Here is a 12,996-nt window from a genome sequence, read left to right as displayed (position 1 = left end):
CCGGGCCCCCGCGCTACCAGCGGAGCGGGAGCCGGGTCACGCCGCGCATCAGGCCGCCCGTCAGCCAGAGCGGCGGACCGGCCGCCGGGTCTTCGGCCAGGCCGGGGAAGCGTTCGAGCAGGGAGCGGATCGCGATGCGGCCCTCCATGCGCGCCAGCGGGGCGCCGATGCAGAAGTGCAGCCCGTGTCCGAAGGCCAGGTGGCCCTGCGGGGCCCGCCCGATGTCGAACCCGTCGGGGTCCGCGAAGCGGGCCGGGTCGCGGTCGGCGCCGGCCAGGGAGACCAGTACGCTCACGCCGGCCGGGATGACGGTGCCGCCCAGCTCCAGGGACTCGCGGGCGTAGCGGTACGTGGAGTGCTGGACGGGGCCGTCGTAGCGGAGCATCTCCTCCACCGCGCCGTCGAGGAGTCCCTCGAAGTCCCCGCGCAGGGAGGCGAGTTGCTCCGGGTGTGCGAGCAGGGCCCGGACGCCGTTGGAGATGAGGTTGACGGTGGTCTCGTGGCCCGCGACCAGCAGCAGGAAGGCCATCCCGATGACCTCGTCGTGGGACAGCGAGTCGCCGCCCTCGTCGCGGGTCCGGATCAGGGCGCTGAGCAGGTCCTCGCCCGGATCCCCGGCCTTGGCCTCGATGAGCTCGGCCAGGTAGAGGCCGAGCTCCCGGTGCGCCTTCTCGTTGGAGGCGCCGGGGGCCGGGGCGACGATCTCGTTGGACCAGTACCGGAACCTGTCCCGGTCCAGATCGGGGACTCCGAGCAGTTCGCAGATCACGGTCATCGGGAGCGGGAACGCCAGCGTCTCGATCAGGTCGCCGCCGCGCTCCGGACCGGCGGCCATGGCGTCGAGCAGCTCGTCGGTGATCTGCTGGACGCGCGCCCGCATGCCTTCCATCCGGCGTGCGGTGAACTCCCGTGCGACCAGCCGCCGCAGCCGGGTGTGGTGCGGCGGGTCGGATTCCAGCATGTTGGAGTTCACCGCGTTGTCCAGGGCGTCCGGGAACTTGCCCGAGGTGCGCCAGTCCTTGGACAGGGCCGGGTGGTTGAGCGCGCGCCGCGCCTCCTCGTGGCCGACCACCATCCAGCTCGGCTCGGCCTCGTCGGCCGAGAAGACGACCTGGTGGACGGGTCCCGCCTCGCGCAGTCTCGCGTAGAACGCGTACGGGTCGGCCTTGAAGTCTTCGGCGCTGGCACTGATGTCCACTACTGGCATCGGACCACGGTACTCGTGCAGTTGAGGCCGGTGGGGGCGGTTTCCGGACACACCGGGGCAACACCCCGATCACGGTAGTCTGCGGCTTTCGCCATACAAATGAGGGGGGCGGCCATGACGACCGCATGCGAGGTAGTCCGGACGACCGTGGACGTCGTCACGCGGGACGGCACCGCCGATGCCTATCTGGCCCGGCCCGACGGCGAGGGCCCGTACCCCGGGGTGCTGCTGTACGTGAACGCCCTCGGGATCCGGCCCCACATCAAGTCGGTGGCGGACCGGATCGCCGCGGCAGGATACGTCGTCCTGATGCCCAACCTCTTCTACCGCCACGGACGCGCACCGGTGTTCGAGCTTCCGGAGTTCGTGGACTTCGGCCGGCAGCCGGAGCTCTTCGAGCGCGTCGGACCGGTACTCGACTCGCTGACCTCCGAGCTGGCGATGCGCGACGCCGAGGCCTATCTGGAGCGGCTCTCGGGCTTCCCGGAGGTCGCCGCCGGGCCGGTGGGAATCACGGGCTACTGCCTGGGGGCCCGGCTGGCCCTGCTCACGGCGGGCAGGTATCCGGAGCGGGTGGCTGCGGCGGCCGGCTTCCACGGCGGAAGCCTGGCCACGGACGCGGCGGACAGCCCGCACCTGGTGGCGCACCGGGTCACCGCCGAGCTGTACTTCGGCCACGCGGACCAGGATCCGTCTCTGCCGGCCGAGGAGATCGACCGGCTGGAGAAGGCCCTCTCGGCGTCGGGCGTCCGCCACCTCACGGAAGTGTACGAGGGCGCGGCGCACGGCTACACCCTGGCCGACACGAGCTCCTACGACGCGTCCTCGGACGAGCGGCACTGGTCGGCGCTTTTCGCACTGCTGGACCGGACGTTCGGACCGGACGTCGCGAGGCGCGCGACGGTGCGGTGAACCGTGGGCCGCGGATGCGGACGGGGAACGGCGGGGACGGCGGGGACGGCGGGGCGGGGACGGATCCCGCCCCAGCGCTGTGCCGGACCCGCGGTGCTACAGGGCTCCGGTCGCCGGCACCGGCCGGACCGGGGTCCGACTACGGTGACGCGCGTCGCCGGTTCGTTGCCCTGGCAGCGCAGCGGCCCGACGGTTCACCCGTGGCTCCGGCCGTGTGGTCGGCGTCCGGGATGTACGAGCGCTGACCCGGGGGGTTCCGGGGCGCAACGCGCTCGTGGTGCAGCGGGCCCGTCCGGCGTCGAGCGGGCACGGACGAGCCGTTCCCCGCGGACAGGAGGGCGCCCGGGAGACGCGCCGACGCCGGAGCGGCCGCCCTCACCGCCCGCACGGCGCGTGCGGCGGGCACGGCGGGCTGACGGTGAGGAGCGGCCGCTCCGGTGGGGTGTGCGGGACTACTCGACGACGAGCTCGACGGGGATGTTGCCGCGCGTGGCCCGGGAGTAGGGGCAGACCTCGTGCGCCTGCTTGACCAGCAGGGCGCCGGTCTCGCCCGCCAGGGCGTCGGGGAGCTCCACCCGCAGGACGGCGGCCAGCCCGAAGCCCGCTCCGTCCTTGCCGATGGAGACCTCCGCGGTCACCGAGATCTCGCTGGTGTCGACCTTGGCCTGACGGCCGACCAGCCCGAGGGCGCTGGCGAAACAGGCGGCGTACCCGGCCGCGAAGAGCTGCTCGGGGTTGGTGCCCTGGCCGTTGCCGCCGAGGGCCGGGGGCATGGCCAGCGCCAGGTCGATCTGACCGTCGGAGCTGACGGCGCGGCCTTCACGTCCGTTGGCGGTGGCGACAGCGGTGTAGATCGCGTCCATCTCGGGGTTCCTCTCGGGGGCGGAGGCGGGGCCGTCGTCCGAAGACCTCGCCCCATCAATATGGCACACAATTAAGTTGTGCACAATTCAGTTGCCACCACAACGCCCCGGGTACACTTGGCCCCATGACCGAGCAACCGACCGACACCCTCCCCGACCAGGACTTCCTGCGCCTCGACGGCCAGATCTGCTTCGCTCTCGGCGCGGCGAACCGCGCCTTCGGCGGCCTCTACCGCGTCGTCCTGAAGGATCTCGGGCTCACTTACCCCCAGTACCTGGTGATGCTGGTGCTGTGGGAGCACGGACAGCTGCCGGTCAAGCAGCTCGGGGAGCATCTGCGGCTCGACTCGGGAACTCTCTCCCCCCTCCTCAAGCGCCTGGAATCGGCCGGTCTGCTCGTGCGCGAGCGCAGCGCCGCGGACGAAAGGTCCGTGCGCGTACGACCCACCGAGGCCGGTACGGCCCTGCGTGCCCGAGCCGTCGAGGTGCCCCGGCGCATCGCCGCCGCGACCGGCTTCGAACTCGGCGAGATCAAGGATCTTCAGGACCGCCTGCGGCGGCTCACCGCCGCTCTCGACGCGGCGGTTCCGCAGGAGTAGGGCGGACCGCCCTCTCGACGGAGGAGCCGTGCGGACGCCACAGCGGGTGTTCGCGCCTGGCCCAGTCGGCGGCCACCGAGCCCGTGCGCATGCCCCGCCGGGCCTCGGGATCGGCGAGGGCCATCATGACGTGGCCCACGACGGCCACGGCCATCGCGATGGCCAGCCAGTCGTGGACGAAGGTCGCCCCCGTCCGCCAGGGCAGCGGGGCCAGGCCGGTGAACCACATGAGCAGGCCGGTGCCGAGCATCACCAGGGCCGCCCCGGCGCTCCAGCTCGCGTAGAGCTTCTGCCCGGCGTTGAACTTGCCCGCCGGGCGCGCGGCGGGCCTGCGGTCGCGGCGCAGAGCGGAGCGCAGCCAGGTGCGGTCGTGCGGGCCGAAGCGGTTCAGCCGGCGCAGGTCGCCGCGGAAGGCCCGGGAGGCCAGCCCCAGCAGGGCGGGTACCGGGATCAGCAGTCCGGACCACTCGTGGACGGTGACCACGAGGTGGCGGCGGCCTACGAGTTCGGCGAGGGGCGGCAGGTAGAGGCAGGCGGCGCTCGCCAGGCACACCCCCGTCAGGGTGGCGGTGAACAGGTGCACCAGGCGTTCCGATCGGCTGAATCGCCGCACCCGGGCCGGGCGTTCGGCCGGGACCTCGCCGGGGAGTCCGGACGGGGTTGCGGAGTGGGCCGGGGAGTGGGCCGCAGCGGGGGGTTCAGACGGTTGGGGCATCGTCGCGTCCGTTCGACTTGCCGACCCAGGCGTCGACGTCGTAGCCGAGTTCTTCCCAGTAGCCGGGCTGGACGTCCTGGGTGAGGGTGATGCCCGACAGCCATTTCGCCGACTTGTAGAAGTACATGGGGGCCGCGTAGAGGCGGACCGGGCCGCCGTGGGCGTGGCTGAGGGGCTTGTCCTGCATGTTCAGGGCGACCATGACGTCCTCACGGCGGGCCTGCGTCAGCGTGAGGCTCTCGGTGTAGGTGCCGTCGAAGCAGGTGAAGCGGATCGCGCGGGCCTCGGGGCGGACCCCGGCGGCGTCCAGGAGCCGGAAGAGCGGGACTCCCTCGAAGGGGGTCGCCGGGACCCGCCAGCCCGTCACGCACTGGACGTCGCGCACGACCCGGGTCCGCGGCAGGGCGCGCAGCGCGTCGAGGGTGTAGACGGCCGGGCGTTCGACCAGGCCGTCGACGGTCAACCGGTAGTCGGCCGGGCCGCGTTCGGGAACCGAGGAGGCGACCGAGTAGTAGCGGAACCCGCCGCCGCCCGGCAGCAGTCCGGTGAGGCCGGTGGGGTCCTTGCTCGCGGCCGCGCCCAGTACGGCGTCGAAACCCGACTGGAGCCGTGGCGCGAGAGCCAGGCCGAGGGCGCCGAGTCCCACCATTCCGAGGACCAGCCGCCGGCCCACGGGGGGACCGCTGCCGTCGGGATCGGGATCGGGGGCTGGGTCGGGGTCCGGACCGGCTTGCTGATCTGTGCTCACGTACCGATTCGACCACCTGCCGCACCCGGCGGCCAGGGTCCGCGGCCGCCCGTCAGACTTCCGTAAGGGACGGTCACCCGCCCGCACTGCCGCCCGGACGTCTGAACGCCCGGCCGCCCGGCCGCCTGAACGCGCAGACACGCCGACGCCCAGACGCCTGGAGCCCGGCCGGGCCCGCGCGCATCGGGTCCGGCCGGGCTCCGGGACCGGTACTACGCTCCGCTCGCCTTGAGCATGTCCTCGCGTTCCACGAGCTTCACGCGCTCGCGGCCCTGCGGCTCGCCCAGCGCCTTCTCGGCGGCGTCGAGCTGGTACCAGCCCTCCCACGTCGTGAAGCGGATCTCCTTCTCCGCGAGGAAGGCCGCGACGGCCTCCGGCTCGGGAGCGGCCGGCGTCAGCAGGCGGCCTTCCGCGTGGTCGGCGAGCAGGTTCGCGACCGTCTCGTTCGCGTCGCCCTTGGTGTGGCCGATGAGGCCGACGGGGCCGCGGCGGATCCAGCCGGTGACGTACGTGGACGGCAGGTGCGCGCCGGCTTCGATGACGCGGCCGCCCTCGTCCGGAACCGTGCCGGAGTCGACGTCCCACGGAAGCTTGGGCAGCTCGTCGGAGAGGTAGCCGACGGCGCGGTAGACGGACTGGACGTCCCAGTCGGTGAACGTGCCGGTGCCCTTGACGTTGCCGGTGCCGTCGAGCTCGGTGCGCTCGGTCCGCAGGCCGACGACCTTGCCGTCCTCGCCGAGGATCTCGGTGGGCGACTCGAAGAAGTGCAGGAAGAGCTTGTGCGGACGCTCGCCTATGTCGCGGATCGCCCAGTTCTCCAGGGTCTTGGCGACCATGTCCGCCTGCTTGTTGGAGCGGCGGGTGGTGATCGAGCCCTCGTCGTAGTCGATGTCCTCGGGGTTGACGATGACCTCGATGGTGGGCGAGTGGTCCAGCTCGCGCAGCTCCATCGGGCTGAACTTGGCCTGCGCGGGGCCACGGCGGCCGAAGACGTGGACCTCGAGCGCCTTGTTGGCCGCCAGGCCGTCGTAGACGTTCGCCGGGATCTCGGTCGGCAGCAGCTCGTCGGCGGTCTTGGCGAGGATCCGGGCCACGTCGAGGGCCACGTTGCCGACGCCGAGGACGGCGACCTTCTCGGCTTCCAGCGGCCAGGTGCGCGGCACGTCGGGGTGGCCGTCGTACCAGGAGACGAAGTCGGCGGCGCCGTAGGAGCCGTCGAGGTCGACGCCCGCGATGGTGAGCGCGCGGTCGGCGGTGGCCCCGGTGGAGAAGATCACGGCGTCGTAGAAGGAGCGCAGCTCGTCGAGGCTGATGTCGTTCGGGTAGTCGACGTTGCCGAAGAGGCGGACCTGCGGCTTGTCGAGCACCTGGTGCAGGGCGGTGATGATGCCCTTGATCCGGGGGTGGTCGGGGGCGACGCCGTAGCGGATCAGACCGAAGGGGGCCGGCATCCGTTCGAAGATGTCGATGGACACACCCGGCTCGGCGGCCGCCTCGGACTTCAGCAGGGCGTCGGCGGCGTAGATGCCGGCGGGGCCGGCACCGACGATTGCTACCCGCAGGGGGCGAGGCATGGCTGGGTTCCCTTCGAACGACGAAAGACTCGATCAGTGGAGACCCTAAGCTAAGGGCAGCCTAACCCGGCACCCGCCCCTTGGTTATGACCCCATAACCCTCGCTTATGGCATCCCCAAGCAATGCTTGGAGCATCCATGAGCGGAGTGCCCGGGGCCTCCGGAGGCGGTCGCGGCCGCGTGATACCTCTGGGCCGCATGGACACCCAGCGGGCCCGCGCTCTCCCGCGCCCCCTCCCCCGCCCCCTCCCCCTCCTCTTCCTCGATGTCGACGGCCCGCTCATCCCGTTCGGCTCCCCGCACGGCCACCGGGTCCACGGGGTTCCGGGCGCGGCCGACACGTCCGGCGGCCACCCCCTCCTCTCCCGGGTGGATCCGGGACTCGGTCCCCGGCTCGCGGCGCTGCCCTGCGAGCTGGTGTGGGCCACGACCTGGGGCGAGGACGCGAACCTGTGCCTCTCCCCGCTCCTCGGGCTGCCGGTCCTGCCGGTCGCGGACTGGCCCGAAAGCTCCGGGGCCGACGGCCGGGACGGCACGCACTGGAAGACCGGCGGCCTCGTGGCGCTGGCGGCGGGACGGGCGTTCGTCTGGGTCGACGACGAGATCGGCGACGCGGACCGCCGGTGGGTATCAGCCCACCACCCCGGCCCGGCCCTGCTCCACCGCGTCGACCCCCGGGTCGGCCTCGCGAACGCCGACTTCGCCGCACTGGACGCGTGGTTGCGCAGCCACGCCACCTGAGCCCGCTCTCGCCGGACCCGGCCACCGCCCGACCCCGTCCACCACTGGGCTTACGCCCGGCGAGTGTTCACCGCCCGCCGGGCCAACGGGCCTGGCGTCTGGCCCCGTCCGTCCTGGGTAGGCTTCCCGGGACATAGTGGGCGGCAGGGTCGGGGTGGGGTCATGGGACGTCAGATACGTGTGCCCGGTGCGGTACTGGCGGCCTCGCTGCTGCTGGCCGCCGCCGGATGTTCCGGGACGGGGACGGGGACGGCTCCCGGAGACGACCCGAAGCCGGGCGGGGGCAAGCCCTCCGCCACCGCCAAGCCCTCCGCGACCGGCGACGGGAAAGCCCCCTCCGGTGACGTGCTCCCCGGCATGGTCGGCGCCTCCGTGGCCCGTACCCAGCTGGCCGCGCTCAAGACGGCCACGCCCGGGAGCATGTCCGGCTACAGCCGGGACAAGTTCACTCACTGGGCGGAGCAGGGCGACAAGTGCGACACCCGCGAGGTCGTCCTCCAGCGGGACGGCTCGAACGTCACCCGGAACTCCGAGTGCAAGGCCGTGTCGGGCACGTGGAAGAGCCTGTACGACGAGGTGGTGGTCACCGAGGCCACGAAGATGGACATCGACCACATGGTGCCCCTCGCCGAGGGCTGGCGCTCCGGCGCGGCCGGCTGGGACGCCGCGAAACGCAAGGCCTTCGCGAACGATCTGACGCGCCCTCAACTGCTCGCGGTGACCGCCTCCTCGAACCGCTCCAAGGGTGACCAGAGCCCCGACCTGTGGCAGCCGCCGTCGAAGGCGTCCTGGTGCCAGTACGGGCGGGCCTGGACCACGGTCAAGTCCACGTACGGCCTGACCGTCACCGAGCCCGAGCGGAAGATGCTCTCCACCATGCTGAACACGTGCGGGGGCTGACACCGCTCATCCCAGCACCGCTCATCCCAGGACCGCGATGCCGAGGGGACGGGAGCCCGCCGCGAGCCGGCGGCTGCTCCCGCTGTCGAGGTCCACGACCGTGATGCCGTTCCAGTAGCCGTCCCGGGTGAAGCCCCCGGTGACGTAGGCCGTGCGCCCGTCCCGGGACACGGCCACGTCCTCGTGCGGCCCGTCCAGCGGGTACACGCGCTCCGAGCCGTCCGGGGAACGGACCGTGAGGGAGGGCCCCTTGCCCTTCCCCGGTTCCACCGCCCCCGTGCCGACCACCAGCAGCCGGCCGTCCGCCGTGACCGCGGCCCCGTGCTGGTGGGTGTCGGCGGTCATCTCCTCCACCGTGGTGCGGCCCGTCCGCGGATCCACCACCGCGAGCCGCTCGCCCTCGAAGGGCAGCAGCATCCCGTCCGCCGGCCGCACGACGGCGTAGTGCGGCTTCAGCCAGGAGCCGAGGCCGCCCTCCGTGCCGTACGGGGCGACCTCGACGCGCCGCGGACGCAGCGAGCCGGCGGGGACCACGGTGACGTCGAAGGAGTCGTGGCCGGTGACGTAAACCTCGGAGCCGTCGACCGAGACGTCCACGTCGAAGGGCCGCCTGCCCACCGGTACCGCCGCCGTGACCTCGGTCCTCGCCGTGTCGACGACCTCCAGGACGCCCGTGGTCCCGGGAACGTTGACCCCGACGTACGCGTGCGCGCCGTCGGGCGACAGCGCGATGCCCATGCCGCCGCCCCGGTACTCTCCGCCGCTGACGGGCCCCGTGCCGGTGGTGCGGTACGGGATACGGGCCAGCCGGGTCCGCGTCCGCGTGTCCACGACGGCGACCCCCTCGGCCGTGGCCACCCAGGCCCGGCCGTCGGCCCCCACCACCAGGCCGTACGGGGCCCTGCCGACCGGCACCGAGCCGACCGCGCCGCGCTCCGGATCCACGAAGGTGACGGTGTCGGCCCCGAAGTCGGCCACCAGGAGGGTGCCGCCGGGGGTGGTCGCCGCAGTCGGGAGCGGGGAGGCCGCGGGGGCGGCGGCGGGCGGCGCGTCGGGGGCGGCGCAGGCCCCCAGCAGCAACGCTCCGGCGAGGGCCGCGAGGGCGGTACGGGTTCCCCGTGCGCGGCGGCGCGGATGCGGGCGGTGGCGCTGCGGCACGGGTGATGCCCCTCTCGGTTCCGGGGGCGGGGCCGGTGACGCGCCCGCTCCCCCGTACCCATCCTCACCGCACGGGACCGGTCGGCCGCTCGGCCCGCCGGCCGACAGCGGGGTCAGCCGATCGGTTGATGCGGGGGGGGCGGGCGCGGGGCGGGGGCCCGGGGCGCCGGGTGCTCGACTCCACGTGCTCGGCGCCCGGTACTGGGCTCCGGGTCCACTCAGCCCTCGTACTCCGTGAGGTCGATCGCGTGGATGTTGAGCAGCGAGCCGGACTGCGGGTGCGCGGTGGCCTTCTCCTCCGTCATGCCCAGCTTGCGGATCACGTTCTCGGACTCGTCGTTGCCCGCCCGGTTGACGGCGACGACCCTGTCGAGGCCCCGTTCCTGGAGGGCGAACTCCAGCGTGGCGTGCGCGGCCTCGGAGGCGTAGCCCTGACCCCAGAAGGAGCGGCCGAGCCGCCAGGTGATCTCCGCGGCCGGCAGGACCTCGGGGAGCCACCACGGCATGGAGAGCCCGACGGCGCCGATCAGCTCGCCGGAAGCCAGCAGCTCCACGGCGAAGATCCCGAAGCCCTCCTCGTCCCACTCGTCCTCCCAGCGCTCGATGGTCTCGGCGGTCTCCTCCATGTCGAGGGTGGAACCGTCGCCGATCCAGCGCATCACCTCCGCGTCGGCGTTGATCTCCGACAGGGGGACGAGGTCGTCCTCGGACCAGCGGCGGAGGAGGAGGCGGGGGGTACGGATCTCGGTCATGACCTCCATCCTGCCGAACGCGCCCGACATCGGGTAATCGGGTCCGCCACCGGCCCTCCGGCACCCCCTCCGCGCCCGTCCGCCGGCCCCGCGGCGCCCCTCCGTCCCGTGCCGCGGGGGCCCTCCCCGCCCTCGCCCCGCCAGGCCGTCTCTTCCGGATCTTGCCGGCAAGTTCCGGAAGAGACGGCTTAGCCCTCCCGAACGGTGATCGCGTCGAGCTGCGCCCTGAGGTGGACGTGCGAGTCGACGGGCGCGTGCGCGATCCGGCCCAGCGGCGCCGGGAGAGACTCGACACGGGTGTGCGGATCGCACTCGTAGAAGTAGACGAGCGAGATCAGCTCCTCGGCCGGCGCGTCGGCGGGCGGCGGCAGGACCCGGTGGCGGCCCGCCCGCCAGCGGTCGCCCGTCCAGCGCGCCATCAGATCGCCGATGTTCACGGTGAGCGCCGCCGGATCGTACGGGGCGTCCTGCCAGCCCTCGGCATCGGTGTGGATCTGGAGTCCGCCCGCGCCCTGCTGCCGGTCGAGGACGGTGACGGTGCCGAAGTCGGTGTGCGCGCCGATGCGGAACTGGCCGGGCAGCGACGGGCCGAGGAGCTCGGTGCCGGGGTACCAGTTGAGGTTGAACCCCCAGGTGGGGTGGTGCGTGTGCCGGGTGAAATGGTCCGTCTCCAGGCGGAGCGCGGCCGCCAGCAGCTCCAGCAGCTCGTCGGAGAGGACCCGCATCGCGGCCAGGTACTCCGTCACCAGCCCGCGCAGCGCGGGCACTTCGGCCGGCCAGGCGTTCGGCCGGAACCACTCGGCGTCCACCGTGGCGATCCCGGTCGGCTCCTCCGCCGCGCAGGACCAGGACTCCTTGAGGTCGGGCGGCGAGGGCGCGCCCTCCGCGTGGCTGTTGGCCTCGGCGCCCGGGCCGAGCCAGCCGCGGCCGCCGACCGGCACGGCGTACGGGGCCTTGGCGGCGGCCGGGAGCCTGAAGAAGGTCCGCGCCGCCTGCCGGATCCGCCCGGGCAGCTCCGGGTCCACTCCGTGCCCGGTCACGAGCAGGAAACCGGCCGCCTGGAGGGCCTCGTCGACGCGGGAGGCCACGTACCGGCGCGCCTCGGGTCCTCCGGACCTCCACGGGCCGAGATCGATCACGGGAACCTGCGAACTCACCACGGAGGAACCTGCTTTCCGGATCGGGCGGGCTGCCCGAGCCGGCCCGGATCGGTCGCCCGGGTCCGGCCGGACGCCGCGGGCGGGGCCGGCCGGACCCGAAGGGCACGCCCTGGACGGCTGGGCTCAGCATGTACCGGACTTTGCCTTCCCCTGAGCCCGCCTCGGTGAAACCGGCCCGGCGTAGTACCGCCTGCGAAGGAAGGCCGGTCTCCTCCACCGCGGCCGCCGGCAGGGTGATGCCCGGCTGCCCGAGTACCCAGCCGGAGAGGGCCCGCCCTCGCCGCTTCGGCGGCGTAGCCGCTGCCGCGGGCCGGCGGGCCGAACTCGTAGCCGGCTCGGCGCGGCCCCCGGCGTCCGAGGCCCCGTGGAAGCCCATGCCGCCGATCGCCCGCCGGTCGCCCGCGCGGATGATGTCGTACGCCCGCCCCAGCCCGGCCGGTAGGTCCCTTCCCGTCGCGTCGCGGCCGCCCGCCCGGCGGCGTGCAGGTCGTCCCCGTACGAGACGTGCGGGTAGATCCGGTCCAGCACCACGGCGGGCAGCTCGGGGGCCGCTGGAACCCGTCCCTATAGAACCCGTGCGCGTCATTCGCGAACCTTGGGACCCGTTTCCGCGAGCCGCCAAGGGGATATCCGCGCTCCGGTGGCGCGCCTGCGCGCCCCCAGCGTGGCCGGGGCGCTACTGCTTGTGCTCGGACGGCGCGCTGACCGCGCCCCGGTGAAGGGCGGAACAAACGGTGGAGATTTCGACGAGGGACGTCTTCGGGGCGCCCTGCTGGGTGAGCCTGATGGCCCGTGACCTCGGCGCCGCGCAGCGGTTCTACGGTGCGGTCGCGGGCTGGCGGTTCCGGCCCGCGCGGCTCGGCGAGGCCTTCTCCGTGGGCGAGCTGGACGGGATGCCGGTGGCCGGGATCGGGGCGCTGGCCGGGGATCTCGCGGTGCCCGTGGCCTGGACCCCGTACTTCGCCGTGGACGACGCCGACGTGGCGGTGGACCGGGTCCGGGAACGCAGCGGCACAATCGCGGTCGGCCCGGTCTCCTTCGAGACGGGGGGCCGCGGGGCGCTGGTGGCGGACCGGGACGGGGCGGTGTTCGGGATCTGGGAGGGCCAGGTCTCCTCGGGCTGGCGGGTGGGCTCGGGGCAGGCTCCGGCCTGGCTGGAGCTGCGCACCCGGGACGCCTTCGAGTCGGCGATCTTCTACGGGGAGGTGCTGGAGTGGGCCACCGGCCGAGCCGGGTGCTGCGAGGTCGCCTACGAGGAGGACCGGGTCGTGCTGCGCCAGGAAGGGGAGCCGGTGGCCCGACTGGACAGCGGCCCGGTCGAACCGGGCGCCTACAGTCCGTACACCCGGCCGCGCTGGCACGTGCACTTCCGGGTGCCCGCGCTGGAACCGGCGGTGGAGGCCGCCGTCGCACTGGGCGGCCGCACGGTGTCCGAGCCCGGGTCTAGCGAGACCGAGCGGTGGGTGGCGCTGCGCGATCCGGACGGGGCGCTCTTCACCCTTACGACGTTCCGGACGGACGGCGGGACCGAGAGCCGGTCCTAGGTCCTGTCTGGAGATCGGATTATGAATGTGGTGCGATGCTGCGGAGCCAGAGCATCGCACCGCACAGATGCAGGCCGGCCTCGTAGCTTTCTGGCGTCTTGTCAAAGCGGAACGCGATGCCGC

The 12,996-nt window shown here is 73.3% G+C and carries 13 protein-coding genes; 5 read left to right on the top strand and 8 right to left on the bottom strand.

Annotation, left to right across the window (positions count from 1 at the left end; all coding sequences use genetic code 11):
* Window positions 1-13: 13 nt before the first annotated feature.
* Entirely contained in the window at window positions 14-1,207 is a 1,194-nt protein-coding gene (locus OTB20_RS10705; RefSeq protein WP_267816738.1) for a cytochrome P450 family protein, read from the bottom strand.
* A 114-nt stretch (window positions 1,208-1,321) separates the two neighbouring features.
* Here OTB20_RS10705 and OTB20_RS10700 point away from each other — a divergent pair, with 114 nt between their 5' ends.
* Window positions 1,322-2,119 (top strand): dienelactone hydrolase family protein, encoded by a 798-nt coding sequence (locus OTB20_RS10700; RefSeq protein ID WP_267816736.1) that lies wholly within the window; start codon window positions 1,322-1,324, stop codon window positions 2,117-2,119.
* A gap of 452 nt (window positions 2,120-2,571) precedes the next feature.
* On the opposite strand, the gene OTB20_RS10695 is transcribed toward OTB20_RS10700, so the two are convergent.
* On the bottom strand, window positions 2,572-2,982 hold the full coding sequence (locus OTB20_RS10695; protein WP_267757655.1) for an organic hydroperoxide resistance protein: 411 nt from the start codon (window positions 2,980-2,982) through the stop codon (window positions 2,572-2,574).
* A 125-nt stretch (window positions 2,983-3,107) separates the two neighbouring features.
* Here OTB20_RS10695 and OTB20_RS10690 point away from each other — a divergent pair, with 125 nt between their 5' ends.
* Window positions 3,108-3,581: a MarR family winged helix-turn-helix transcriptional regulator gene (locus OTB20_RS10690; RefSeq protein WP_267816734.1), complete on the top strand. Its 474-nt coding sequence runs from the start codon at window positions 3,108-3,110 to the stop codon at window positions 3,579-3,581.
* Here OTB20_RS10690 and OTB20_RS10685 read toward each other — a convergent pair.
* The 3 genes from OTB20_RS10685 to OTB20_RS10675 form a co-directional block, all read right to left on the bottom strand.
* Window positions 3,544-4,194, bottom strand: coding sequence for a cytochrome b/b6 domain-containing protein (locus OTB20_RS10685; RefSeq protein WP_267817108.1), 651 nt, complete (start codon window positions 4,192-4,194; stop codon window positions 3,544-3,546). The two genes, OTB20_RS10690 and OTB20_RS10685, sit on opposite strands and share 38 nt — an antisense overlap.
* Window positions 4,195-4,279: 85 nt before the next feature.
* A complete protein-coding gene (locus tag OTB20_RS10680; protein ID WP_267816732.1) occupies window positions 4,280-5,044 on the bottom strand; it encodes a molybdopterin-dependent oxidoreductase in 765 nt (254 codons plus the stop codon).
* Window positions 5,045-5,256: 212 nt separating this feature from the next.
* Window positions 5,257-6,618: an FAD-dependent oxidoreductase gene (locus OTB20_RS10675; RefSeq protein WP_267816730.1), complete on the bottom strand. Its 1,362-nt coding sequence runs from the start codon at window positions 6,616-6,618 to the stop codon at window positions 5,257-5,259.
* 198 nt (window positions 6,619-6,816) lie between these two features.
* On the opposite strand from OTB20_RS10675, the gene OTB20_RS10670 reads away from it, so the two are divergent.
* A complete protein-coding gene (locus tag OTB20_RS10670) occupies window positions 6,817-7,359 on the top strand; it encodes a hypothetical protein (protein ID WP_267817107.1) in 543 nt (180 codons plus the stop codon).
* Window positions 7,360-7,521: 162 nt separating this feature from the next.
* On the top strand, window positions 7,522-8,259 hold the full coding sequence (locus tag OTB20_RS10665) for an HNH endonuclease family protein (RefSeq protein ID WP_267816728.1): 738 nt from the start codon (window positions 7,522-7,524) through the stop codon (window positions 8,257-8,259).
* Window positions 8,260-8,280: 21 nt separating this feature from the next.
* Here the strand turns inward: OTB20_RS10665 and OTB20_RS10660 are convergent, their stop codons facing one another.
* The 3 genes from OTB20_RS10660 to OTB20_RS10650 all read right to left on the bottom strand — a co-directional run bounded on the left by OTB20_RS10660 (window position 8,281) and on the right by OTB20_RS10650 (window position 11,329).
* Window positions 8,281-9,417 (bottom strand): YncE family protein, encoded by a 1,137-nt coding sequence (locus OTB20_RS10660; protein ID WP_267816726.1) that lies wholly within the window; start codon window positions 9,415-9,417, stop codon window positions 8,281-8,283.
* A gap of 218 nt (window positions 9,418-9,635) precedes the next feature.
* Window positions 9,636-10,169: a GNAT family N-acetyltransferase gene (locus tag OTB20_RS10655; RefSeq protein ID WP_267816724.1), complete on the bottom strand. Its 534-nt coding sequence runs from the start codon at window positions 10,167-10,169 to the stop codon at window positions 9,636-9,638.
* Window positions 10,170-10,357: 188 nt separating this feature from the next.
* Window positions 10,358-11,329 (bottom strand): isopenicillin N synthase family dioxygenase, encoded by a 972-nt coding sequence (locus tag OTB20_RS10650; protein WP_267816722.1) that lies wholly within the window; start codon window positions 11,327-11,329, stop codon window positions 10,358-10,360.
* Window positions 11,330-12,114: 785 nt separating this feature from the next.
* Between OTB20_RS10650 and OTB20_RS10645 the strand changes: the two genes are divergently transcribed.
* Window positions 12,115-12,873, top strand: coding sequence for a VOC family protein (locus OTB20_RS10645; protein ID WP_267817105.1), 759 nt, complete (start codon window positions 12,115-12,117; stop codon window positions 12,871-12,873).
* Window positions 12,874-12,996 lie beyond the last annotated feature (123 nt).

The organism is Streptomyces sp. H27-H1 (assembly GCF_026627445.1).
In the GTDB taxonomy this organism is placed as follows: domain Bacteria; phylum Actinomycetota; class Actinomycetes; order Streptomycetales; family Streptomycetaceae; genus Streptomyces.
This window is presented reverse-complemented; position numbering and strand designations above follow the sequence as displayed.

Excerpts from the sequence above, each read along its gene's own strand:
- OTB20_RS10690 (WP_267816734.1), top strand. The coding sequence starts at position 3,108 with ATGACCGAGCAACCGACCGACACCCTCCCCGACCAGGACTTCCTGCGC.
- OTB20_RS10675 (WP_267816730.1), bottom strand. The coding sequence starts at position 6,618 with ATGCCTCGCCCCCTGCGGGTAGCAATCGTCGGTGCCGGCCCCGCCGGC.
- OTB20_RS10655 (WP_267816724.1), bottom strand. The coding sequence starts at position 10,169 with ATGACCGAGATCCGTACCCCCCGCCTCCTCCTCCGCCGCTGGTCCGAG.
- OTB20_RS10705 (WP_267816738.1), bottom strand. The coding sequence starts at position 1,207 with ATGCCAGTAGTGGACATCAGTGCCAGCGCCGAAGACTTCAAGGCCGAC.
- OTB20_RS10695 (WP_267757655.1), bottom strand. The coding sequence starts at position 2,982 with ATGGACGCGATCTACACCGCTGTCGCCACCGCCAACGGACGTGAAGGC.
- OTB20_RS10665 (WP_267816728.1), top strand. The coding sequence starts at position 7,522 with ATGGGACGTCAGATACGTGTGCCCGGTGCGGTACTGGCGGCCTCGCTG.
- OTB20_RS10645 (WP_267817105.1), top strand. The coding sequence starts at position 12,115 with ATGGCCCGTGACCTCGGCGCCGCGCAGCGGTTCTACGGTGCGGTCGCG.
- OTB20_RS10700 (WP_267816736.1), top strand. The coding sequence starts at position 1,322 with ATGACGACCGCATGCGAGGTAGTCCGGACGACCGTGGACGTCGTCACG.
- OTB20_RS10670 (WP_267817107.1), top strand. The coding sequence starts at position 6,817 with ATGGACACCCAGCGGGCCCGCGCTCTCCCGCGCCCCCTCCCCCGCCCC.